Below are 24,310 nucleotides of genomic sequence, written 5' to 3' on the forward strand. Positions count from 1 at the left end.
GCGTTATCGTTGACGGTCTTCGCGAGCAAGCTCGCTCCTACAGGGCGTGGTGGCGGTAGGTAGAGCCGGTGTGTTGCTTGGGTAAGCGGGCCGTGTCGTGGAAGACTTTTTCCCGCAGCGTTCCCGGCGCATATTCGGTCTTGTACGAGCCCCGTCGTTGTAACTCCGGTATCACCAGCTCAATGAAATCCACATAGCTCTCCGGCGTCACAATGCGCGTCAGGTTGAAACCATCCAGCCCCGTTTCGCTGATCCAGGATTCCAGCTCATCGGCCACCTGTTCAGGCGAGCCCACCAAGGTGATATAGCGCCCGCCCAGGGCGTGCTGGTCGAGCAATTTGCGCCGGGTCCAGTCGTTGTTCTGCAGGTTCTGGGTCGCGGACTGGATCGCGTTGCTCTTGACGTACTGGATCGGTTCGTCCAGCCCGTATTGGGCAAAATCAATCCCGGTCGAGGCCGAGAAATGCGCCACGCCGGCTTCCGCGCTGGCGTAGCTGAGGTACTCGGCGTGCTTGGCCCACGCCAGCTCTTCGGTGGCGCCCACGATCACGTTAAGGCCCATGAACACCTTGATGTCATCCGGGTTGCGCCCAGCCTCCACCGCGCTGGCGCGCACCTTGTCCACCTGGCGCTTGGTCGCGGGTTTGTTTTGCCCGCTGATAAACACGCACTCGGCATGCCGCCCGGCGAACAGCAAGCCACGCTCGGAACTGCCGGCCTGGAACAGCACGGGCGTACGCTGCGGCGATGGCTCGCACAGGTGGTAACCCTCCACCTGATAAAACTCGCCGTGGTGCGCAACCTTGTGCACCTTGCCCGGTTGCGCATACACCCGCGCTTGGCGATCGTTGCGCACCGCGTCGTCTTCCCAACTGCCTTCCCAGAGCTTGTACAACACCTGCAAGTATTCATCGGCCTGGTCGTAGCGCCGGTCATGCTCGACCTGTTCGGTGAGGCCCATGGCCTTGGCGGCGCTGTCGAGGTAGCCGGTGACAATGTTCCAACCCACCCGGCCACGGGTCAGGTGATCCAGCGTCGACATGCGCCGGGCGAACAGGTACGGCGGCTCATAGGTGAGGTTGGCGGTAAGGCCGAAGCCCAAGTGCTTGGTGACAGCGGCCATGGCCGACACCAGCAGCAGAGGGTCGTTGACCGGTAACTGGATCGACTCCTTGAGCGGCACGTCGATGGAGTCCTGGTACACGTCATACACACCGACGATATCGGCGATGAACAAACCGTCGAACAGCCCGCGCTCCAGGATTTGCGCCAGTTCAGTCCAGTATTCGAGGGTGTTGTAGTGGGTGGACGTGTCCCGTGGGTGGGTCCACAAACCGTGGTTGATGTGCCCGATGCAGTTCATGTTGAAGGCATTGAGCAGGATCTTTTTTTTGCTCATCAGATGGTCCCCCGCAGCGGCGGGTTTTCATCGTTGAGGTAGTAGTTGCCGACCGCATGGTATTTCCAGCGGACCGGGTCGTGCAGGGTGTGCACCCGGGCGTTGCGCCAGTGGCGGTCCAGGCCATGCTCGGCCAGGGTCGCCTGGCTGCCGGCCAGTTCGAACAGGGTGCTGCCGGCCGCCAGGGAGATCTCGGTGCTCAGGGCGCGCACTTCGGCGACGGCGATGGAGGCAGCAGCAACCGTTTGGGCATTGCTGTCGGCCTGGGCGCGGTCGAGGAATTCCCCTGCGCGCTCCAGCAAGGCTTCGGCGGCGTGCAGGCGGCTGCTCAAGTGGCCGAAGCTCTTGAGAGTCAGCGGGTCTTCGGTGGCCTTGTCGTTGCCGGCGTCGATCCACGGGCGGGTCTTGGTGCGCACAAAATGCAAGGCGTCCTCAAAGGCCGCACGGGCGATGCCGGTGTCGATGGCCGCATGGAGGATCTGCGCCAGCGGGCCAACGGTAGTCGGGCGTTCGAAGGCGCTCTGGAACGGCACCACGTCTTGCGCTGCCACCCACACGTTGTCGAACACCACCGAGCCGCTGCCGGTGGTGCGCTGGCCGAAGCCGCTCCAGTCGTCGATCACCGTCAGGCCCGCGCTGTCACGCGGCACGAAGGCCAGTTGCTGCACGCCGTGTGCATCCACTACCGAGGTGGGGATGCGCTGGGCGTAGATCGCCCCGGTGGCGTAGAACTTGCGCCCGCTGATGCGAAAACCATCGCCGTCGCGAGTGAGGCTGGTGATGCGGTCATGGGCGGTCTTGGTGCCCAGTTCCGCCAAGGCGTTGCCAAAGCGTTGGCCGGCCAATACCTCGGCGTACAGGCGTTGCTGCTGCTCGGGGCTGCCGTTCACGCGCAGTACTTCGAGGGCATAGAAATGGTTTTGCGGAATCTGGCCCAACGAGCCATCGGCCTGGGCGATCAGTGTGATGACCTTGGCCAGGGTGACGTTGGACACGCCCGCGCCGCCGTAGGCCTTGGGCACGCTGATGCCCCACAGGCCAGAGCGGGAAAACACGTCCAGCTCGGGCAATGGCAGGCGGCGTTCGCGGTCGCGTTGAGCGCTGTCGCGGCGCAAGTCTTCAGCAAGGTCGCTGGCGACGATAAGCGCTTGTTCGTCGCTGGTGATGACTGCGACGGGGTGAGAAAGGGTCATGAGTTTCTCCAGAAGCTCGTGGAAAAAGTGTTCTGGTTGGTTAAATCCAGGAATGACGAGCCGGCAAGGTGCCGTTGAGTCGATAGGCGCCGATGGCGTGGTACTTCCAGCGCACCGGGTCGTGCAGGGTGTGCACCCGGGCGTTGCGCCAGTGACGGTCAAGGTTGAATTCGGCCAGGGTGGCGCGGCTGCCCGCCAGTTCGAAGAGCTTCTCGGTGACCTGCAGCGCCACTTCGGTGGTCAGCACCTTGGCCTCGGCCACGGCAATCGAGGCGTGGGCGGCGGACTGCGCGGTGATCGGCGCGGCGCTGACCTGGTCGAGCACCTGGCCGGCCTTACGCAGCAGGGCTTCGGCGGCGTGCAGTTCGATCTTCAACTTGCCGATATCGGCGATTACATACAGGTCGTCGCTGGCTCGCTCGACCTTGGCGTCGATCCACGGGCGTGAACGTTCACGCACGAAAGCAATGGCATCGTCGAGGGCGCCGCGGGCGATGCCGGCGTCGATGGCGGCCTGAATCAACTGCGACACGGCCCCCTGGATATTCGGGGTTTCGCCCAGGCGCCAGTTGTCGATGACCAGTTCCGGCTCCACGGCCACGCGGTCAAGCAAGACGGTGCCGCTGGCGGTGGTGCGTTGGCCAAAGCCGGACCAGTCATCAACGATGCGCAGCCCTTCGCTACCGCGACGTACAAAAGCCATGACCTGCTTGCCGTCATCGTTCAGGGCCTTGATTGCCACCCAGTGGGCAAACAAGGCTCCAGTGGAGTAGAACTTTTGCCCGCTGACCACGAACCCGGCACCTTCGGCCGTGAGGCGCGCCTTGAGCTCCAGGGTGTTTTTGGTGCCGCGTTCGGGGCCGCCGTTGCCGATGCGCCAGCCGTCGAGCACGCTCTGGAACAGCTGCTTTTTCTGGCGCTCGGTGGCGGTGCCCTGCAACACATGCAGGATGCCGAAATGGTTTTGCGGGATCTGCCCGAGGGCTGGGTCGGCCGCGCTGATGATCGCGAAGACTTCGGCCAGGGTCACAAACGACACCTGGGGCCCGCCGTATTCACGGGGAATGGAAATACTGCCCAAGCCGCTGCGGGTGAACTGTTCGAGCTGCGCCCAGGGCAGTTTGCGCTGCTGGTCGCGCTGGGCGGCCTGCGCGCGCGCAGCCTGGGCCAGTTCGTGGGCGGCGCTCAGCGCCTGGGCGTCGTTGCGCAGCACCGTGGCGGGCAACAGCAGGGGGGCTACGTCCAGATCACTCTGGGGGGATGTTAGAGCCAAGTTAGACATCAGCGCCGCTCCTTGGCTGCACGCAATGCCCTGGCGTTGTGCACCGGGGTAATTCTGACCATACCGACCTCGCATTCAATGAAATAAACAGAAAAATCAGGAATGTCCGGTGGTCCGGTGCATATACCCTAAGCGTGTTAATTATTTAAATAAACTAACTTTTAGGAATATGCATAGAAGGGCTGTCACCCCGGTTCACAGGGTGATCCGAAGCGACGCGGTTGATAGCCCGGCGCGGACGAGGCTGGGCAGGGCGGTGTGCAGGCGGCGATGCGCAGCGTACGGGCGGGCGCCCAGCGGGAGTTGTTACCCACGCGGTCGAGAATGCAGTAGGTGACCTCCAATCGGCAGTCGTCGCCTGCTTCGATAATCACGTGGGGCGGCACCCACACCTGCACCGCCAGGCCGACGCCCTGAGCCTGGATGCGGGGCAGGTCCAAGCGTACATCGCCCCAGCGCAAGGTGATGGCGTCGCCCGTGCTCATGTTCAGGTAAGGCTCGATGGTCAGTGGAATGCCGCGCCTTACCTGGCTGCTGTTGACGCCATGGCGGCGGATCGTCTCGGGCAGGTTCACGGGCGCCAGGTTCTGGTTTTCGTCGCCGCCTTCAGGGTTCAGGCGCGGCAAAGGCTGACCGCCGGGGTAGTTGGTCTTGACCCGCACCAGGGTCACCGCCGAGCGCATCGGGCCATGGCCGATCTGCAAGACCTGGTAATGGACGCGTGCCGGGCCATCCTGCACAAAGCTCTCCGGGACGCACAGGTGGGTATACGTGCCGATCTTGCACGCCGTCACCTTGCGCGAGGCAGCAAAGCAGTTGTTCCAGAACAGTTCAATCAGGTCGCCTTCCTCCATGCTCGGGTAGGGTGAAATGTCGACCTGCAAATGGGCGGAAGCCAGGGCGCTGATGCCGTTTCCAATAGCTTGGGGCAGCCTTGGGGCACGGAGCGTGGCCGGGGTTTGAGTGTGTGTCATAAGTAATCTCCTTGATGCAGCCAGCAGCAATCGTTCCGAAACCTCGACGCACAGGCGCAAGGGGGTCGAAAGACACGATTCAGTCAGTAGCCGGGATAGGATCCAATCCTCAAGGCGCTAGATAAGAGGGTTGGCCGGGGAGCGTCAATGGAGGCAAAGGGCTAAACGGCGGGTTTGGAGAGATTCAGAAGGGTCTGACGGGGAGGGGGATTTTAAGGCGCTTGCGAGGGGGGCTTTTACACGCTCAACCTGCAACCCGTTGTAGGAGCGAGCTTGCTCGCGAAGAACGTCCAGGCAACTCGGTCAATCTGATTCACCGCGTTATCGTTAACGTTCTTCGCAGCAAGCTCGCTCCTACATCGGGAGGTGTCAGTGGGCGAGGAATTTGCTCAGGAACTGCTTGGTGCGTTCTTCCCTGGGGTTGGCAAACAGCGCCTTGGCTTCGCCCTGTTCGACGATCACGCCCTTGTCGAAAAAGATCACCCGGTTGGCCACGTCCCGCGCAAAGCTCATCTCGTGGGTGACAATGACCATGGTGCGGTTTTCTTCGGCCAGGCTGCGGATGGTTGCCAGAACTTCGCCCACCAGTTCCGGGTCGAGGGCCGAGGTGGGTTCGTCGAACAGGATCACCTCCGGCTCCATGGCCAATGCGCGGGCAATCGCCACACGCTGCTGCTGGCCGCCGGACAACCGCCTTGGGTAGGACGCTTCCTTGCCCGCCAGGCCCACCCTGGCCAACAGCTTGCGCCCCAGTTCGGCCGCCGCTTCCCGTGGCATCTTCTTGACCACGATCGGGCCTTCGATGACGTTTTCCAGCGCGGTGCGGTGGGGGAACAGGTTGAAGTTCTGGAACACAAAGCCCACATGCTGGCGCAGGCGCCGCACCAGGCCCTGTTGCTGGTTGAGCGGCCTGCTGCTGTCGATCTCGATGTCACCCACCTTGATACGGCCGCTGGTGGGCTCTTCGAGGAAGTTCAGGCAGCGCAGGAAGGTGGTCTTGCCCGAACCGCTGGGGCCGATGATGGCGACCACTTCGCCTTCCTTGACCTCAAGGTCTATGCCGTTGAGCACCACCTGACCGTTGAATTGTTTGGTCAGTTTTTCAACCACGATCATGCTTCAAGACTCCAGGTCATGCCGGTTGACCCGGTCTTCCAGACGATTTTGCAGATGCGCCAGGATGCTCGCCAGGATCCAGTAGATCAGGGCTGCGGACAGATACATGGTGAAGATTTCGAAGGTACGTGCCGACACCAGTTGGGCCTGGCGAAACAGCTCGGGCACTTGGATGGTGGCGGCCAGCGCCGTGTCCTTGACCAGCGAAATAAAGCTGTTGCCCAAAGGTGGCAACGCCGTGCGCATCGCCTGGGGCAGGATGGCCCGGCGCAGCGTTTGCGCACGGGTCATACCGATACTGGCAGCGGCTTCCCACTGGCCACGCTCGATGGAGGCGATGGCGGCCCGCAGGATTTCACAGGCATAGGCGGCCATATTCAGCGAAAAGCCGATCATGGCGGCCGGGATAGGGTCCAGCTCGATGCCCACTTGCGGCAAGCCGTAGTAGATCAGGAACAGCTGCACCAGCAACGGCGTGCCGCGAAAGAACGACACGTAGACCCGAGCCGTCCAGCTCAAGAGCTTGAAGCGCGACAGGCGCATCAAGGCCAGGCCGAAGCCCAGCAGCAGGCCGAAAAACATCCCGCCCAGGCTGAGGATTACCGTGTAGTACGCGCCCTTGAGCAGAAAGGGCGCGGAGTCCAGCGCGAGTTGGAAACCTGCTTCCATTATTGCGTGACGTCAGCGTTGAAGTACTTCTCGGACAGCGTCTTCAAGGTGCCGTCGGCGCGCAGTTTGTCCAGAGCCTTGTTCACCGCGTCGAGCAGCTCGGGCTCGCCTTTGCGCAGGGCGATACCGGATTCCTGACGGGAGAAGGCGTCGCCGGCAGCGGCGGTGTCGGGGGCTTTCTTGGCGTATTCCAGGGCGGCCAGACGGTCGATCAGGATGGCGTCGATACGGCCGATGCGCAGGTCCTGGAATTTGGTTGGGTCGTCGTTGTAGGTCTTGATAATGGCTTTGGGTTGGTTGTCCTTGAGCCATTGTTCGTAGTTGGTGCCCAGGCCTACACCGACTTTCTTGCCGGCCAGGTCGTCGGCTTTCTTAATCGAGTCGACGTTCTTCTTCAGGACCAGGGCCTGGATGCCGGACACGGTGTAAGGCGTGGAGAAATCGTATTTTTTCTTACGCTCTTCGGAGATGGTTACCTGGTTGACCACGGCGTCCAGGCGCTTGGATTCCAGCGCGGCGAGGATGCCGTCCCATGGCGTGGCTTGCAGCTTGACCTTGACGCCCAGCTCCTTGGCCAGTGCCTCGGACAGTTCCACTTCGAAACCGCTGAGCTTGCCGCTTTCATCGACAAAGCTGAACGGCGGGTAGGTGCCTTCCAGGCCGATCTTGATCTCGCCGGCCTTCTTGATGGTGTTCAACTGCTCGCCGGCAACGGCCTGGCCCAGCCAGCCAGCGCCAAGCGCCAGGCCCAATGTGCCAACCAGCAGCGTGCGACGAAATGCAGAAATAGTCATGGAGAGCCCCTGTGTTTTTATGGTGAGCGAAGCAGGTGACGCGGTAGTCGTATCCTGCCCTAAAGTGCGAAGCGCGTCTTCGCCTTCGGCGCGATGATAAGGTGGGTTTTTAAGTCTTGAAAATAATAAAAATACAATTTCATATTCTATTTTTGAATATGACCCTATTCAATCAGTTGAATACTGAGTCATAGGCAAACAACGCCGGCGCCCCGCCGGTATGCAGGAAAATGATCGGCCCTTCTTCAAAGCGCTGGCGCCCGATACCGTCGAGCAAACCGGCCATGGCCTTGCCGGTATACACCGGGTCCAGCAACAGACCTTCCTGGCTGGCCAAAAGTTTGATCGCCGAGAGCGTGCCAGCGTTTGGCTCGCCATAACGCGGCCCGAAATACTCGTCCCACAGGGTGACTTTGAAGGCGTCGGGAATAGCCACACCGAGCAACTCGGCAGTGCGTTCGGCCAGGCCCTGCACCTTGGGCAATTGCGCTTGCTCGGTGCGCGACACCGTGATGCCGATCACCGGTAACTGCGGCAATGCTTCGCTCAAGGCCAGGGCCAAGCCGCTGTGGGTGCCGGCGCTGCCAGAGGCGAGCACCACGGCGGCGAATTCAATGCCGCTGTCTTCAATCTGCGCGGCCAACTCCAGCCCGGCGCGCACGTAACCCAATGCGCCGAGGGCGTTGGAGCCGCCGATAGGCACCAGGTACGGCTTCTTGCCGTTACTGCGCAGGCGGTCGGCGAGGGCGTTGAGTTGGTCGTCGACGTTGTCGAGGTTTTCCACCAATTCCACTTTGGCGTCGAACAGCTCCAGCAGCAGGCGATTGCCGTTGCCGAGGTAGTTGGGGTCTTCAGTACCGGTAGGGTTTTCCAGCAGGGCCACACAGCCCAGGCCGAGTTTGGCGGCCAGCCCAGCGGTCTGGCGCACATGGTTGGACTGGATCGCGCCAGCGGTGACCAAGGTGTCGGCGCCCTGGGCAAGCGCGTCGGCAGCCAGGTATTCAAGTTTGCGCAGCTTGTTGCCGCCCATGGCCAGCGGCGTGGTGTCATCGCGTTTGACGTAGACGTCCCTGCCCAGCCAGGCCGACAGTCGCTCGAGTTTTTCCAGGGCGGTGGCATTGCCCAGTAGGTCCAGGCGGTCAAAACGGTCGAGCTGTTGTTTGATCATGGTTACGCACGGTGGCTGAGTGATGGGGGGACTATAGGCAGGCACTTTTCATCGGGCAACCGTCAATCGCTTATGACGAAAGGTTCTTAGGCTCGCACCATTGGTTCTTAAGAGCTGCCCGGGTGCATACCGTAAAGTGATGGCCATTTCGTCAGGAGTGAATACCGTGAGTGAGCGTTCCAGTCATTGGCAATTGCAGACCATCGTCAGCCAACTGCGCGGCGCCCGCGACCAGTGGCGAACGCGCAATGGGCGCTTGAGTGGCGAGCATGGTGGCCGCGAATTGCCGTCCCGCGAGGCAGTGGCGCAGATTCTTGAGGCCTTGTGCGGCGCCCTGTTTCCGATGCGTCTGGGCCCGGCGGACCTGCGCGAAGAAAGCGAAGACTTCTACGTGGGCCATACCCTCGACGTCGCGCTCAACGCCCTGCTCGCCCAGGCGCGCCTGGAGCTGCGCTATGCCGCACGCCAGAGCGGTGAGGATGACAGTGAGGTCAACGCCCACGCCATTCGCCTGATCCAGGATTTCGCCCTGGCGCTGCCATCTTTGCGCAGCCTGCTGGACACCGATGTACTCGCCGCCTACCACGGCGACCCGGCCGCCCGCAGTGTGGATGAGGTGCTGCTGTGCTACCCGGGCATCCTGGCGGTGATCCATCATCGCCTGGCCCACCACCTGTACCGCGCCGGCCTGCCGCTGCTGGCGCGGATCAGTGCAGAAATCGCCCACTCGGCCACCGGCATTGATATCCACCCCGGCGCGCAGATCGGCCCGAGTTTCTTTATCGACCACGGCACGGGCGTGGTGATTGGCGAGACGGCGATCATCGGCGAGCGGGTACGCATCTATCAGGCTGTGACACTGGGGGCCAAACGCTTTCCGGCGGATGAAGATGGGCAATTGCAGAAAGGCCACCCGCGTCACCCTATTGTTGAAGATGATGTGGTGATCTACGCCGGGGCGACGATCCTGGGGCGGATCACCATTGGCCAGGGTTCGACCATTGGCGGCAATGTGTGGCTGACCCGCAGCGTGCCGGCCGGGGCGAACATTACCCAGGCGAACTTGCAGCATGATGATGGGGCGCAGAAGTAGCCGAAGGTCGCACACCCCCTGTGGGAGCGGGCTTGCTCGCGAAGGCTGCGTGTCAGTTCAAGCATGTGTTGGCTGACACACCGCCTTCGCGAGCAAGCCCGCTCCCACATTTTTATCCCCATTTCAAAGTTATATCGCTGAACGATTTGCCTCCTTCATCCGTCATACCAATCCCTGAGCTAGTGTAGGAAACACCTACCACTCGGCCCTGCGATTAGTCCAAGACCGCCTATTCATGTTTAACTTGAACGTTCGTTCAAGTTAAACCGGTGGTTCGCTGCCCGCTCACAACAGGAGGCTTACCTTTGCTGAGTCCGTTTTTTACAGCCATATCCCGCAACCTTGAGGTGCACCGTTCATGAGTGCATCGTCTACCTCATCCAGCGGCCTGGTGCGCATGAATGCGCCCGTTTTCTACTTTGCCGCCACCGTCATCCTGCTGTTTGGCATCACGGTCATCGCTATCCCGCAACAGGCCGGTGCCTGGCTGCTGGCGGCGCAAAACTGGGCGGCCAACACGGTCGGCTGGTACTACATGCTGGCGATGACCCTGTATCTGGTCTTCGTGGTGGTCACCGCGCTATCGGGCTACGGCAAGATAAAACTCGGTGCCGACCACGACGAGCCCGAATTCAGTTACCTGTCCTGGGCCGGCATGTTGTTCGCCGCCGGGATCAGCATCACGCTGTTTTTCTTTTGTGTCTCGGAGCCGCTGACGCACTTGGTGCAGCCGCCCCAGGGCGAAGCAATGAACGCCGATGCGGCGCGCCAGGCCATGCAGGTGCTGTTCCTGCACTGGGGCCTGCATGGCTGGGGCGTGTTCGCGTTTGTCGGCATGGCTCTGGCGTATTTCGCCTATCGGCATAACCTGCCGCTGGCGTTGCGCTCGGCGCTGTACCCGCTGATCGGCAAGCGCATCAATGGCCCTATCGGTTACGCCGTGGATGGCTTTGGCATCATTGCCACGGTGTTCGGCCTTGGCGCCGACATGGGCTTTGGCGTACTGCACCTCAATTCTGGCCTGGACTACCTGTTTGGCATTGCCCATACCCAGTGGATCCAGGTGGGCCTGATCACCCTGATGATGGGCGCGGCGATCATCGTGGCCGTGGCCGGCGTCGACAAGGGCGTGCGGGTGATGTCCGACATCAACATGCTGCTGGCCTGTGCGCTGCTGCTGTTCGTGTTGTTCGCCGGGCCTACCCAGCACCTGCTCAACACCTTGATCCAGAACATCGGTGACTATTTGGGGGCGCTGCCCACCAAGAGTTTTGATGTGTACGCCTACAACGAGCCGAGCGACTGGCTGGGCGGCTGGACGGTGTTCTATTGGGCCTGGTGGATTGCATGGTCGCCGTTTGTGGGCCTGTTTATCGCGCGTATTTCCCGTGGCCGCACCATCCGCGAATTCGTGTTTGGCGTGCTGCTGATTCCGCTGGGCTTCACCCTGGCGTGGATGTCGATCTTCGGTAACAGCGCCATCGACCAGGTGCTCAACCATGGCATGGCCGCACTGGGCCAGTCGGCGATCGATGAGCCATCGATGAGCCTCTACCTGCTGCTGGAAACCTACCCGTGGAGCAAGACCGTGATCGCGGTCACGGTGTTCATCAGCTTTGTGTTCTTCGTGACCTCGGCGGACTCAGGCACGGTGGTGCTGTCCACTCTCTCGTCCAAAGGCGGCAATGCTGACGAAGACGGGCCGAAGTGGCTGCGTGTGTTCTGGGGCGCGATGACCGCCTTGGTCACCAGTGCCTTGCTGTTCGCCGGCAGTATCGACTCGCTCAAGTCTGCGGTGGTGCTGACCTCGCTGCCGTTCTCGCTGATCCTGCTATTGATGATGTGGGGGCTGCACAAGGCGTTCTACCTGGAGTCGCAAAAGCAGATCGCGCAGTTGCATTCCCTGGCGCCGATTTCCGCTTCACGCAAAGGCCGAGGCGGCTGGCGCCAGCGTTTGAGCCAGGCGGTGCATTTCCCATCCCGCGATGAGGTCTACCGTTTCCTCGACACCACGGTGCGCCCGGCAATTGAAGAAGTGACCGCAGTGTTTGTCGAGAAGGGCCTTACGGTGGTGACACAGCCCGACCCTTCCAACGACAGTGTCAGCTTGGAGATCGGCCATGGTGAAGAACGTCCGTTCATCTACCAGGTACAGATGCGCGGCTACTTCACGCCGTCGTTCGCCCTGGGCGGCATCGGCAAGAAAGAGATTAACAACCGCCGCTACTATCGGGCCGAAGTGCACTTGAGTGAAGGCAGCCAGGACTATGACCTGGTGGGCTACACCAAGGAGCAGATCATCAATGACATCCTCGACCAGTACGAGCGGCACCTGCAGTTTCTGCACATGGTGCGCTGATAGCGTTCCTCTCAAGTAGGCCTTTGCTGTAAAAGGAAGAGGCAGACTTAAGCGATTCAGCTGCTTATAAGGCCCGGGAATATGCCTATTCCCGGGCCTTATTTGCCCTAGATCAAGAGAGGATTCGATGACGTACATTGCTGCCGAAAACCGCTATGAATCTATTCCTTATCGCCGCGTAGGCCGCAGTGGATTGGTGCTGCCAGCACTGTCCCTGGGGTTGTGGCACAACTTTGGCGACAGTACCCCGATCGACACCCAGCGCGCGTTGCTGCGCACGGCGTTCGACCTGGGCATCAACCACTTCGACCTGGCCAACAACTACGGCCCGCCCTACGGCAGCGCCGAGATCAATTTCGGTCGCTTGCTGCGCGAAGACTTCAAGCACTATCGCGACGAACTGATCATCTCCAGCAAAGCCGGTTGGGACATGTGGCCCGGCCCTTACGGCCAGGGTGGCGGTTCGCGTAAATACGTATTGGCGAGCCTGGACCAGAGCCTGCAACGCCTGGGCGTCGACTATGTGGATATCTTCTATTCCCACCGCTTCGACCCCGACACGCCCCTGGAAGAGACCGCGAGCGCCCTGGCCACCGCCGTGCAACAAGGCAAGGCGTTGTACATCGGTATCTCGTCTTACTCCGGGGTAAAAACCCGCGAAATCGCAGCCTTGCTCAACGAGTGGAAAGTGCCGCTGTTGATCCACCAGCCGGCCTATAACCTGCTCAACCGTTGGGTGGAAAAAGACCTGCTGGACACCACTGAAGCACTCGGCGCCGGGGTGATCGCCTTCACGCCGCTGGCCCAGGGTTTGTTGACCGATAAATACCTCAACGGCGTACCGGCCGATGCGCGGGTGAACCGTCCGGGTGGTGGCTCGTTGCAGGCCCAGCACCTGTCCGAGGCTAACATCGCCCATGTACGCGGCCTGAATGAAATCGCCAAGCGCCGTGGCCAGAGCCTGGCCCAGTTGGCGCTGGCGTGGACATTGCGCGACCCACGGGTGACCAGTGCGCTGATCGGCGCGAGCCGGCCGGAGCAGATTATCGAGAACGTCGGGGCGTTGAAGAACTTGAGCTTCAGTGCCGAAGAGCTGGCGGAGATTGATCGGTTTGCGCAGGAAGGTGGCATCAACTTGTGGGAGAAGCCGTCCACCGCCGAATAACCTACCGCCCAGCGACCAAAATGTGGGAGCGGGCTTGCTCGCGAAAGCGGAGTGTCAGTCAGTAAATAGGTGACTGAATCACCGCATTCGCGAGCAAGTCCGCTCCCACATTTTTATTTTCATTGATGGATATATCGTGCTTGGCGTTAGAACGGCACATCCCCAAGAATCGTCGCCCGGTGCATCACCCGCCGCTGCGGCCGGTAGTCATCCACGGCGTAATGCTGGGTAACGCGGTTATCCCAGAACGCCACGTCATTCTCCTGCCAGCGCCAGCGAATGGTGAATTCCGGGCGGGTGGCGTGGGCGAACAGCAGCTTGAGAATCGCCTCGCTTTCGGCCGGTTCCAGTTCATTGATTCGGGTGGTGAAACCGTCGCTGACGAACAGCGATTTACGCCCACTTACCGGATGCGTGCGCACGACTGGGTGCGATAGCGGCGGGTTTTTCTTGCGTGTTGCCTCCCAGCGCACGAGGTCTTCGGCGGTGTTGCCAAAGCGTTCCAGCGGGAACGACTTGGTGAAATCGTGTGTGGCGGTGAGCCTATCGAGCAAGCGCTTCAACGGCTCGGACAGCGCCTCATACGCCGCAATCCCACTGGCCCACAAGGTATCGCCGCCGAAGGCTGGCAGCAGCTTGGCGCTGAGCACTGCGCCCAGGGCAGGCGTGGGCAGGAAGGTCACGTCGGTATGCCAGACCGCGTTATCTCTCACGTCGGTGACGGCGGTGTCGAGGATCAGCACTTCAGGCTGTTCCGGCACGTTGGGGTAGATCGGGTGGATGTGCAGGTCGCCGAAGTTCGCCGCGAACCGTGCCTGTTGTTGGGGCGTGATCGGCTGGTCACGGAAGAACAACACCGAATAGTCGAGCAACGCCTGTTCAATCGCGTCGCGCTGTTCGGGGTTCAGCGGCTGGGTGATATCGACGCCACTGATCTGGGCGCCCAGGGCGGTGCTTAATGGGGTAACGGTCAGGCTGCTCATTGTGGGTTCTTCACTCAGTGTGCCTGGCCATGCCAGGGCACTAATTTACGCTGCAGGGCGCGCAGGCCCATTTCCATGGCGAAGGCGATCAGGGCGATCACCAGGATGCCCAGCACCACCACATCAGTGACCAGAAACTGCGCCGCCGACTGCACCATGAACCCCAGGCCGCTGGTGGCGGCAATCAACTCGGCCGCCACCAGGGTCGACCAGCCCACACCCAGGCCGATACGCACACCGGTGAGGATATCGGGCAGGGCGCTGGGCAGGATCACATGGCGAATCAGTTGCGCGCGGGTGGCGCCCAACGACTGCGCCGCGCGCAATTTGGCCGGGTCGACGGTGCGCACGCCCGTGGCGGTGGCGATGGCAATCGGGGCGAAGATAGCGAGGTAGATCAGCAGCACCTTGGACAGCTCGCCAATGCCGCACCAGATCACGATCAACGGCAGGTAGGCCAGGGGCGGAATCGGCCGGTAGAACTCGATCAGCGGATCGAGAATGCCACGGGCAATACGGTTGGCACCGATGGCGATCCCCACCGGCACGGCGGACAGTACCGCAAAGCCCAGGCCCAGGCCGATGCGGCTGAGGCTCGCGCCCAGGTGCTGCCACAAGGTGGAATCCATATAACCGGTGGTCGCCAACAGCCAGCCTTTTTGCAGCACGGCCGACGGTGGCGGCAGGAACAGGGGCTCGATCAAACCGGTGGCGGTGACGGCCCACCAGAGGGCGAGCAAGGCCACCAGGGTCAGCAGGCTGATCCAGCGCGTGCTCAGGCGCCGGCGCAGCGGGATCACGGCATGTGTCGCAGGCTCGGTGGCCGTGGCGGGAAGTTCGTAGCTGCTCATGCGTACACCTGCCGTTGGGAGAACACTTTGCCCAGCACGTGTTCGCGGGTTTCGATAAAGCGTGGGTCGGACTTGATGGCGCGGGCCGATTCTCCGGCGGCATACCGATGACCGAAGTCCAGCTGCAACCGCTCAACGATCTGGCCGGGGTTGGGCGCGAGCAAGATCAGGTCGGTGGCGAGAAACACCGCCTCTTCGATGTCGTGGGTAATCAGGAACACCGGCTTGGCCGTGCGCCGCCACACTTGCAGCAGCAACTCCTGCATTTGTTCACGGGTGAAGGCATCCAGGGCGCCGAAGGGTTCGTCCATCAGCAATACGCGCGGGTCGGCCGCCAACGCACGCGCCAGGCCGACGCGTTGCTTCTGGCCGCCGGAGAGTTGCCAGATGCGGCGGCTGTCGAAACCGGCCAGGTCCACCAGTGCGAGCATTTCACGGGCGCGCACGTCGCGCTGCGCCTTGGGTACGCCGGCCAGTTCCAGGCCGAAAGCCACATTGGCCAACACGTCCTGCCAGGGCAGCAGGGCGTCGTCCTGGAACACCACGCCGCGTTCGGCGCTGGGGCCTTTGACCGGCACGCCATCGAGGGTGATACGCCCGGCAGAGGGTTCGACGAAGCCGGCAATCAGGTTCAACAACGACGTCTTGCCACTGCCGGACGGGCCCAGGGCAACCAGCAATTGCTGGGGCCCTAGTTCCAGTGAAATATCGGACAGTACCGGTTCCGGGGCGCCTGGGTACTGTGCGCTGATGCGCTCCAGCTGTAGCAAGGCCATCGCAGTGAACTCCTGGGTCAGTTGGTAATGAACTGGGCGCTGACGTAAGGGGCGTAGTCCGGCAGCACGGCATCGACCTTGCCCTGCTCCTTGAGGAACGCAGCGGTATTGGTGACGGCCTTGATGGTCGGTGCGCCCAGCAGGGTGACCTGGTCGGCAGCGAGCGGGTAGACGTTGCCTTGCAGCAGCAACGGGATATCGCTGGCCTTGGCACCGGAGAGTTTCACCAGCTTGTCGACGTTGCCGGAATGGGCGAGCCAGGCTTGTGGGTCTTTTCGGTAGGCGGCGTAGGCATCCAGAGTGACCTTGGCGAAAGCGGTAACGATCTCCGGGTGCTTCTCGGCAAAATCCTTGCGCACGATCCAGGCATCGAACGTCGGCGCGCCGAACTTGGCCAGCTCCCCGGAGGTGATCAGCACCTTGCCGGTTTCCTTGGCCACGCCCAGAGCTGGGTCCCACACGTAGGTGGCGTCGATATCACCGCGCTTCCAGGCGGCGATGATGGCCGGCGGGGCGAGGTTGAGGATGGTGACTTTGGCCGGGTCGATGTTCCAGTGTTTCAGCGCGGCGAGCAGGCTGTAGTGGCCGGTGGAAACGAAGGGCACGGCGATCTTTTTGCCGATCAGGTCCTGAGGGCTGTTGATCCCCGAACCGTTACGCGCCACCAGGGCTTCGGCGCCGCCGATCTGGGTGGCGACGAGGAAGGTTTGCACCGGGACTTTGCGGGTGATTGCGGCGGTCAGCGGGCTGGAACCGAGGTAGCCGATCTGTACGTCGCCGGAAGCGATGGCGGCGATAATGTCGGCGCCATTGTCGAATTTGCGCCAGTCGATCTTGGCGTTGGTCGCCTTTTCATAGGCGCCGTCGGCTTGGGCGACTTTGGCCGGGTCCACGGTGGTCTGGTACGCAATGGTCACATCCGCCGCCTGGGCAAACAGGCTGGCACCGGCCAGGGACAATGCGGCCAACAGGCGCAGAGGGGTCAGCAGTTTCAAGGGGAAGCTCCTCAATCAGGCGGCCGAGGGTCGGCGTGAGAGGAGACTAAATGATCTAAGAATTCTAAAATAAATAACTTTTTCGAATTAGCTTATGAGGGTAAATGGCGAAGCCTGTTTTCAGGCTGGCAGAATAATGTGGGAGCTGGCTTGCCTGCGATAGCGGTGTATCAGTCAACAGGTGGGTTGCTGACCCACCGCTATCGCAGGCAAGCCAGCTCCCACACAAGCCAGCTCCCCAGGGGAGCGAGCCTTAGGTTAGTTGCTGATGGCGAGGATACTTGCCTGGTACGAGCCGACAAACACGTCGAAATCGCCCACTTCGTTCTGCTCCAGCTCCGCCTGTTGCGCCAGCGACACACGGGCCAGCTCTTCAAAGCGCGCTTGTTCGTCAGCCGCCAAAGGCTCCTTGCGAAAGTACTCGGCATGCACTTCGCTTTGATGCAGGGAGAACTGCGCAAAGCTTTCCTTGCGCTCAGCCATGGCTGCCAACACCTGGGCCGAGGGGGTCAGGGACGGGTCCTTGACCTTGGCCAACTGGTCGTCCAGTGCCTCGCTGTGTTCGGTGATGCCATGGCTCTGATCGAGCAGGGCGGCCAGCGGGGCAATCTTCTCCAGCAACTCTGCCGCCCACTCTTTCATGTCCACCGGCTGGCCGTCACGCTGCAATTGCAAGCCCGGACGGCGGCCTTCCTTGACCACGCTGAGGAAGTTGGAGGTGGCGTTGCCGCACTCGTTGTTGGCGAACAGCGGGCTGTCGTTCAGTGCGCAGTACAGCAGGAACGCGTCGAGGAAACGTGATTCCGGCAGGTCGATACCCATCGGCAGGAACGGGTTGATGTCCAGGCAGCGCACTTCGATGTACTGAATACCACGGGCCATCAGCGCCTGGATCGGCCGCTCGCCGGTGTAGGTCACACGCTTGGGGCGGATGTTGGAGTAGTACTCGTTTTCGATCTGCAGGATGTTGGTGTTCAGTTGCACCCACTCGCCATCCTTGTGCGTGCCGACTTCAACGTACGGCGCGTAGGGTGTTGCCACCGCTTCGCGCAGGCTGTCGGTGTAGCTGGCCAAATCGTTGTAGCACGGCGTCAGGCCGGCCTGGGCGTTGCTCTGGTAACCCAGGTCGCTCATGCGCAGGCTGGTGGCGTAGGGCAGGTACAGGGTGTCGGCATCGAGGACTTCAAGCTGATGCGAGCGCCCGCGCAGGAAGCCGGCGTCCAGGGCGGGCGAGGCACCGAACAGGTACATCAACAGCCAGCTGTAGCGCCGGAAATTACGGATCAGCGCGATGTAGGCCGTGGACTGATAGTCACGGTCAGTGCCGACAAATCCTTCTGTTTCCTTGAGCAACGGCCACAGCTGTTCCGGCAGGGAAAAGTTGTAGTGGATGCCCGCAATGCACTGCATGGTCTTGCCGTAACGCAGGGCCAGGCCCTTGCGGTACACGTACTTGAGCTGGCCGATATTGGAGGTGCCGTAGTAGGCAATCGGAATATCTTCCTCGGCCGGCAACGGGCACGGCATCGAGGGGCTCCACAGGTATTCGTTGCCCAGCTTGGAGTAGGCAAAGCGATGGATCTTGTCCAGGCTGCTCAGAGTATCGGCCGGGTTCGGCAGGGCTGGGGTGATGAACTCCAGCAGCGATTCCGAGTAGTCGGTGGTGATCTGTTCATTGGTCAGCGCGGCGCCCAAGGCTTCGGGGTGCGGCGTTTGCGCCAGGCGACCTTCGTTGGTGACACGCAGGCATTCGCGCTCGATGCCGTGCAAGCATTGCTCTAGCAGGGAGAGGTGTTCGCGCTTGCCGAGCAGGGCCAGGCGGCGGTTGAGAAGTTCGCTCAAGTTGGATTCCTTCACGCGTCAGTCGCCCCAATATGGGGGTGGGCAGGACGGTCTACAAGGGTGAAGTTGAAACTGGCGTGATCGCCTGGTTTTGAGTCGATTTGACCCGCTCTGAATTTGCCGACTTCACTCCATGAATTGGGCTACAGCGCAGCGAGAAAATTCCGACGCTGTTATCGCAGCGCCGAAATTAACTCAAATCGGGGGTGGGGAGCTATAGGACAGCGAACGTGCCCTGCGCTTTTGCGACAAGTCTTTCGCCTTGGTACACCTCGGCCTCGACCACCAGGGTGCGGCGACCGGTGTGGATCACCCGGCTGGTGCACAGCACCTCACCGTCTTCCACAGCGCGGATATAGTTGATCTTGCATTCGATGGTGGCGCTCTGCTGGTCAAAACCATGGGCGCTGGAGCATGCCAGGCCCATGGTGATGTCCACCAGGCTGAAAATCGCCCCGCCATGGAGCTTGCCCGCGCGGTTGCGCAGGTGCGGCTCCAGGGTCAGGGCCACCTCGGCAACGCCCTCTTCCAGGCGTTGCAGGCGGCAGCCGATCAGTTCGCTGAAGGCGCTCTGGGTCAAACCGGCCGGGATCTGCATCAGCGCTTCTTCAGCTGTTTAGCGTTGGCAAACAGCGACGCCATGGCGTTGTTGCTCGGCGCGGCAGTCGCGGTTTCCTTGCGCGGCGCGTTGTTCTGCGACTGGCGCGGCGCCGAACCTGGGCGAGCGCCACGGGCACCGTCGATTTTCTCGCCGGGGGTGTCGCTCATGCGCATCGACAGGCCCACGCGTTTACGCGGGATATCGACTTCCATGACCTTGACCTTGACCACGTCACCAGCTTTCACCGCTTCACGTGGGTCCTTGATGAACTTCTCCGAAAGCGCGGAGATATGCACCAAACCGTCCTGATGCACACCGATGTCCACGAATGCGCCGAAGTTGGTCACGTTGGTTACAACGCCTTCGAGGATCATGCCGGGTTGCAGGTCCTTGAGGTCTTCGACGCCGTCCTGGAACTCGGCGGTCTTGAACTCGGGGCGCGGGTCGCGACCTGGTTTCTCCAGCTCTTGCAGGATATCGGTGATGGTCGGCACACCGAAGGTTTCGTCGGTGTACTTCTTCGGGTCCAGGCGCTTGAGGAACGCGGCATCGCCGATCAACGAACGGATATCGCGGTCGGTCTCGGCGGCAATGCGTTGCACCAGCGGGTAGGCTTCCGGGTGAACCGCAGAGGCGTCCAGCGGGTTGTCGCCGTTCATTACGCGCAGGAAACCAGCAGCCTGTTCAAAAGTTTTTTCACCCAGGCGTGCGACCTTTTTCAGCGCGGCGCGGGTTTTGAACGCGCCGTTTTCGTCGCGGTGACTGACGATGTTCTGTGCCAGGGTGGCGTTGAGGCCGGAGATCCGCGCCAGCAGCGCCACGGATGCGGTGTTCACATCCACGCCCACGGCGTTTACGCAGTCTTCCACCACCGCATCCAGGCCGCGTGCCAGTTTCAGCTGCGACACGTCGTGCTGGTACTGGCCGACGCCGATGGATTTAGGGTCGATCTTCACCAGTTCGGCCAGCGGGTCTTGCAGGCGACGGGCGATGGACACCGCGCCACGGATCGACACGTCGAGGTCTGGGAATTCCTTGGAGGCCAACTCCGACGCCGAGTACACCGAAGCGCCTGCTTCGGAGACCATGACCTTGGTCATCTTCATGGCTGGGTATTTTTTGATCAGCTCGGCGGCCAGCTTGTCGGTTTCGCGGCTGGCGGTGCCGTTGCCGATGGCGATCAGGTCCACCGCGTGCTTGGCGCACAGGGCGGCCAGGATAGCCAGGGTCTGGTCCCACTTGTTGTGCGGAACGTGCGGGTACACGGTGGCGTGGTCCAGCAGCTTGCCGGTGGCATCGACCACCGCGACCTTGCAACCGGTGCGCAGGCCCGGGTCGAGGCCCAGGGTGGCACGTGGGCCGGCCGGTGCGGCCAACAGCAGGTCGTGCAGGTTGTGGGCGAACACATTGATCGCCTCGGTTTCGGCGCCGTCGCGCAACTCGCCGAGCAGGTCGGTTTCCAGGTGGGTATAGAGCTTGACCTTCCAGGTCCAGCGCACCACTTCGCCAAGCCACTTGTCAGCCGGGCGGTTCTGGTTCTGGATGCCGAATTGTTGACCGATCATGCCTTCGCACGGGTGCATGGTGCCCGGCAGCTCGTCACCGACTTTCAATGCGGAGCTGAGAATGCCTTCGTTGCGGCCGCGGAAAATCGCCAGGGCGCGGTGGGACGGCATGCTTTTGAGCGGCTCGTCGTGTTCGAAATAGTCGCGGAACTTGGCGCCTTCTTCCTCTTTACCGGCGATGACGCGGGCGCTGAGGATGGCTTCTTGCTTGAGGTAGGTGCGCAGTTTTTCCAGGAGGCTGGCGTTTTCGGCGAAGCGCTCCATCAGGATGTACTTGGCGCCTTCGAGGGCGGCCTTGACGTCGGCGACGCCTTTTTCAGCATCGATAAAGCGTGCGGCTTCGGTTTCTGGCGTCAGCGACGGGTCGTTGAACAGGCCATCGGCCAAGTCACCCAGGCCGGCTTCCAGGGCGATCTGGCCCTTTGTGCGACGTTTCTGTTTGTACGGCAGGTAAAGGTCTTCGAGGCGGGTCTTGGTGTCGGCGAGCTTGATGTCGCGTTCCAGTTGCGGGGTCAACTTGCCCTGTTCCTCGATGCTGGCGAGGATGCTGATACGCCGTTCGTCGAGTTCTCGCAGGTAGCGCAGGCGCTCTTCCAGGTGACGCAGTTGGGTGTCGTCGAGGCTGCCGGTCACTTCTTTTCGGTAACGGGCGATGAAAGGCACCGTGGAGCCTTCATCCAGTAGAGCGACGGCCGCTTCGACCTGTTGTGGGCGTACGCCGAGTTCCTCGGCGATGCGGCTGTTGATGCTGTCCATAAAACCACCTGAAATTCTTAAAATCAGCGCGCCGGCCCGTTAAACAAGGCACGGCGAGGCTGGTTGAGCGGCCCGACTGGCGCCGCTGCCTGGGTCAAGAGGCTGGCTATTGACCCTCGAAATCGAAAAATTCACGACAAGCGGGTAAAAAAAGCCCGGCAGTAAACGGTAACGATCTGACGTTGCTCTGCACGCAGGCGCCGCATTATAACCAGCGTTCTGCCCTTGGGGGCTACTGCGCCGCAGGTTGTAGGGCGTGGGTTCGCTGGCAGTAGATGAAAAATCTGCTAACAATGCACACGGTGCGTATAACGGCAGCTACGCCATAATGCGCGCCGAGATAAGAGGAGCATCCAATGAGCAGCACCGCACAAACTGCTGAAGGCGAAAAAATTCTCATCGTTGATGACGATCCGGGGCTGAGCAGCCTGCTGGAGCGTTTTTTCAACTCCAAGGGCTATCGTGCCCGCGCGGTGCCGAACACCGAGCAGATGGATCGCCTGTTAGGGCGTGAAGTCTTCAACCTGGTCGTACTCGACCTGATGCTGCCCGGCGAAGACGGCCTTACCGCGTGCAAGCGCCTGCGCGGTGCGAACAACCAGATCCCGATCATCATGCTCACCGCCAAGGGCGATGAGCTGAGCCGTATCAAAGGCCTGGAACTGGGTGCTGATGACTACCTGGCCAAACCGTTCAACCCCGATGAGCTGATGGCGCGGGTCAAGGCCGTGTTGCGTCGCCAGGCACCGGCGGTACCGGGCGCACCGGGCAGCGAAGACGAAAGCGTCACCTTTGGCGACTACGAACTGTCGCTGGCCACCCGTGAGCTCAAGCGCGGTGAAGAAGTGCACATGCTCACCACAGGTGAATTCGCAGTGCTCAAGGCCTTGGTGATGAACGCTCGCCAGCCGCTGACCCGTGACAAGCTGATGAACCTGGCCCGTGGCCGGGAATGGGACGCCCTGGAGCGCTCCATTGATGTGCAGATTTCCCGACTGCGCCGGATGATCGAGCCAGACCCGTCCAAGCCGCGCTATATCCAGACCGTGTGGGGTGTGGGTTATGTGTTTGTGCCGGATGGCACCGCAACCAAGTGACCGATGATTTGCAGGGGCGGGTATCCTGGCGTTTGACCCCATGAAGGTCGACGGGATGCCCGGCGTCTGCAATTCTGCGAGCACCGCTCGTTCCTGCAAGGTGTGCAGCTTTCATCTATGAAAACCCCGCTGTGGTTCCCACAAAGTTTCTTCTCCCGCACCCTCTGGCTGGTGCTTATTGTCGTTCTGTTTTCCAAGGCACTCACGCTGGTTTATCTGCTGATGAACGAAGACGTGCTGGTAGACCGGCAGTACAGCCATGGCGTCGCCCTGACGTTGCGTGGTTATTGGGCGGTAGACCCTGAGAACCGCGAAAAGGTAGCCAAGGCATCGACCCTGACTCGGGTTGACGGCGCCGGTGTGCCTGAAGGCGAGCAACATTGGCCCTACAGCGAGATTTACCAGCGCCAGATGCAGGCCGAATTGGGCGCCGACACCGAGGTGCGCCTGCGTATGCATGTTTCGCCTGCGCTGTGGGTGCGAGCGCCCAGCCTGGGGGATGCGTGGATCAAGGTTCCGCTTTATCCGCACCCGCTGCGCGGGCAAAAAATTTGGAACGTGTTGGGTTGGTTCTTGGCCATTGGCTTGCTCTCAACGGCGTCTGCGTGGATTTTCGTCCGCCAGCTCAACCAACCCCTCAAACGCCTGGTGTTTGCCGCTCGCCAACTGGGCCAGGGGCGCAGTGTGCGCCTGCCGGTCAGCGACACGCCCAGTGAGATGACCGAGGTGTACGGCGCATTCAACCAGATGGCGGAAGACGTCGAACAAGCTGGGCGCGAGCGCGAGTTGATGCTGGCGGGCGTGTCCCATGACTTGCGCACGCCGCTGACGCGATTGCGTTTGTCCCTGGAACTGATGGGTGACCATACCGACCTCACCGATGACATGGTGCGCGACATCGAAGACATGGACGCCATCCTGGACCAGTTCCTGGCGTTCATCCGTGACGGGCGCGATGAGGTGGTCGAGGAGGTCGACCTCACCGACCTCGTGCGTGAAGTGGTTGCGCCCTATAACCAGAACGGTGAGCAGGTGCGCACGCGCCTGGAGCCGATCCAGCCGTTCGCCTTACGCCGGGTGTCGATGAAGCGCCTGCTGAACAACTTGATTGGCAACGCCTTGCACCATGCCGGTTCCGATGTGGAAGTGGCCGCGTACGTCTCCGGCGACAGTGCCGCCCCTTACGTGGTGCTGAGTGTGATGGACCGTGGCACAGGAATCGATCCGGCGGAATTGGAAGGTATCTTCAACCCCTTCACCCGTGGCGACCGAGCCCGAGGTGGCAAGGGCACCGGGTTGGGGTTGGCGATTGTGCGGCGGATTGCGTCGATGCATGGCGGCAATGTTGAGTTGCGCAACCGGGAAGGCGGTGGGTTGGAAGCACGAGTGCGGCTGCCGCTGGGGTTGATGTTGCCTAGAGACGCTGTCTAACAAGCAATATGAATGCAAATGTGGGAGCTGGCTTGCCTGCGAAGAGGGTGGCACATTCAACATCGTTGTTGACTGAGCTACCGCTATCGCAGCATAGGTATCTACACAATTTTGTACGTTGTAGCAGCCGACGGTAACTACGATGCGAAGCGAGTCGCTCTTGATCTTGATCTTGATCTGCTTTTGATCTTAGGCGCCCCG

The 24,310-nt window shown here is 61.5% G+C and carries 20 protein-coding genes; 5 read left to right on the forward strand and 15 right to left on the reverse strand.

The annotated features are described in order from the left end of the window. Positions 1-37: 37 nt before the first annotated feature. The 8 genes from A7K61_RS17770 to A7K61_RS17805 form a co-directional block, all read right to left on the reverse strand. Entirely contained in the window at positions 38-1,399 is a 1,362-nt protein-coding gene (locus A7K61_RS17770; protein WP_069558048.1) for an LLM class flavin-dependent oxidoreductase, read from the reverse strand. Continuing rightward, positions 1,399-2,592, reverse strand: coding sequence for an SfnB family sulfur acquisition oxidoreductase (locus tag A7K61_RS17775; protein WP_047712331.1), 1,194 nt, complete (start codon positions 2,590-2,592; stop codon positions 1,399-1,401). The genes A7K61_RS17770 and A7K61_RS17775 overlap by 1 nt, the downstream gene beginning before the upstream one ends. Before the next feature lie 40 nt (positions 2,593-2,632). Next, complete coding sequence (locus tag A7K61_RS17780; protein ID WP_069558049.1) at positions 2,633-3,874, reverse strand: SfnB family sulfur acquisition oxidoreductase; 1,242 nt, start codon at positions 3,872-3,874, stop codon at positions 2,633-2,635. A 185-nt stretch (positions 3,875-4,059) separates the two neighbouring features. Next, a complete protein-coding gene (locus tag A7K61_RS17785) occupies positions 4,060-4,848 on the reverse strand; it encodes a hypothetical protein (protein WP_069558050.1) in 789 nt (262 codons plus the stop codon). A gap of 369 nt (positions 4,849-5,217) precedes the next feature. Beyond that, the gene (gene tcyN / locus A7K61_RS17790; RefSeq protein ID WP_014716461.1) at positions 5,218-5,964 is read right to left on the reverse strand and encodes an L-cystine ABC transporter ATP-binding protein TcyN; all 747 of its coding nucleotides are present in this window, start codon (positions 5,962-5,964) and stop codon (positions 5,218-5,220) included. A gap of 3 nt (positions 5,965-5,967) precedes the next feature. After that, entirely contained in the window at positions 5,968-6,633 is a 666-nt protein-coding gene (tcyL, locus tag A7K61_RS17795; protein WP_003187646.1) for a cystine ABC transporter permease, read from the reverse strand. Next, positions 6,633-7,427: a cystine ABC transporter substrate-binding protein gene (gene tcyJ, locus A7K61_RS17800; protein WP_044270458.1), complete on the reverse strand. Its 795-nt coding sequence runs from the start codon at positions 7,425-7,427 to the stop codon at positions 6,633-6,635. Before tcyJ ends, tcyL begins: the two co-directional genes overlap by 1 nt. Positions 7,428-7,599: 172 nt before the next feature. Continuing rightward, entirely contained in the window at positions 7,600-8,595 is a 996-nt protein-coding gene (locus A7K61_RS17805; protein WP_069558051.1) for a D-cysteine desulfhydrase, read from the reverse strand. A 166-nt stretch (positions 8,596-8,761) separates the two neighbouring features. Here A7K61_RS17805 and epsC point away from each other — a divergent pair, with 166 nt between their 5' ends. The 3 genes from epsC (at position 8,762) to mgrA (ending at position 13,212) form a co-directional block, all read left to right on the forward strand. After that, the gene (epsC, locus tag A7K61_RS17810) at positions 8,762-9,688 is read left to right on the forward strand and encodes a serine O-acetyltransferase EpsC (RefSeq protein ID WP_014716464.1); all 927 of its coding nucleotides are present in this window, start codon (positions 8,762-8,764) and stop codon (positions 9,686-9,688) included. Positions 9,689-10,085: 397 nt separating this feature from the next. Beyond that, positions 10,086-12,047 (forward strand): choline transporter BetT, encoded by a 1,962-nt coding sequence (betT, locus tag A7K61_RS17815; protein ID WP_171905481.1) that lies wholly within the window; start codon positions 10,086-10,088, stop codon positions 12,045-12,047. 127 nt (positions 12,048-12,174) lie between these two features. Beyond that, positions 12,175-13,212 carry an L-glyceraldehyde 3-phosphate reductase gene (gene mgrA, locus A7K61_RS17820; protein WP_069558052.1) on the forward strand — a complete coding sequence of 346 codons (1,038 nt, stop codon included), beginning with the start codon at positions 12,175-12,177 and terminating at the stop codon, positions 13,210-13,212. A 146-nt stretch (positions 13,213-13,358) separates the two neighbouring features. On the opposite strand, the gene tauD is transcribed toward mgrA, so the two are convergent. The 7 genes from tauD to A7K61_RS17855 all read right to left on the reverse strand — a co-directional run bounded on the left by tauD (position 13,359) and on the right by A7K61_RS17855 (position 21,581). Further along, positions 13,359-14,195, reverse strand: coding sequence for a taurine dioxygenase (tauD, locus tag A7K61_RS17825; RefSeq protein ID WP_069558053.1), 837 nt, complete (start codon positions 14,193-14,195; stop codon positions 13,359-13,361). 14 nt (positions 14,196-14,209) lie between these two features. After that, complete coding sequence (gene tauC / locus A7K61_RS17830; protein WP_069558054.1) at positions 14,210-15,046, reverse strand: taurine ABC transporter permease TauC; 837 nt, start codon at positions 15,044-15,046, stop codon at positions 14,210-14,212. Further along, positions 15,043-15,822, reverse strand: coding sequence for a taurine ABC transporter ATP-binding subunit (gene tauB / locus A7K61_RS17835; protein WP_069558055.1), 780 nt, complete (start codon positions 15,820-15,822; stop codon positions 15,043-15,045). Before tauB ends, tauC begins: the two co-directional genes overlap by 4 nt. Before the next feature lie 17 nt (positions 15,823-15,839). After that, entirely contained in the window at positions 15,840-16,817 is a 978-nt protein-coding gene (tauA, locus tag A7K61_RS17840) for a taurine ABC transporter substrate-binding protein (RefSeq protein ID WP_069558056.1), read from the reverse strand. A 258-nt stretch (positions 16,818-17,075) separates the two neighbouring features. Further along, positions 17,076-18,659 carry a glutamate--cysteine ligase gene (gene gshA, locus A7K61_RS17845; RefSeq protein WP_069558057.1) on the reverse strand — a complete coding sequence of 528 codons (1,584 nt, stop codon included), beginning with the start codon at positions 18,657-18,659 and terminating at the stop codon, positions 17,076-17,078. 214 nt (positions 18,660-18,873) lie between these two features. Next, a complete protein-coding gene (locus A7K61_RS17850; RefSeq protein ID WP_044270474.1) occupies positions 18,874-19,257 on the reverse strand; it encodes a PaaI family thioesterase in 384 nt (127 codons plus the stop codon). Continuing rightward, positions 19,257-21,581 carry a Tex family protein gene (locus tag A7K61_RS17855; protein ID WP_014716472.1) on the reverse strand — a complete coding sequence of 775 codons (2,325 nt, stop codon included), beginning with the start codon at positions 21,579-21,581 and terminating at the stop codon, positions 19,257-19,259. The genes A7K61_RS17850 and A7K61_RS17855 overlap by 1 nt, the downstream gene beginning before the upstream one ends. A 356-nt stretch (positions 21,582-21,937) precedes the next feature. On the opposite strand from A7K61_RS17855, the gene ompR reads away from it, so the two are divergent. Together ompR and A7K61_RS17865 are read left to right on the forward strand one after the other, a co-directional pair. Next, positions 21,938-22,678 (forward strand): two-component system response regulator OmpR, encoded by a 741-nt coding sequence (gene ompR / locus A7K61_RS17860; protein WP_003187669.1) that lies wholly within the window; start codon positions 21,938-21,940, stop codon positions 22,676-22,678. A gap of 117 nt (positions 22,679-22,795) precedes the next feature. Next, positions 22,796-24,109 (forward strand): ATP-binding protein, encoded by a 1,314-nt coding sequence (locus tag A7K61_RS17865; RefSeq protein WP_003187671.1) that lies wholly within the window; start codon positions 22,796-22,798, stop codon positions 24,107-24,109. The last annotated feature ends 201 nt before the right edge of the window (positions 24,110-24,310 follow it).

Origin of the sequence: Pseudomonas sp. AP42 (assembly GCF_001728935.1) — a bacterium.
Lineage (GTDB): Bacteria > Pseudomonadota > Gammaproteobacteria > Pseudomonadales > Pseudomonadaceae > Aquipseudomonas > Aquipseudomonas lactis.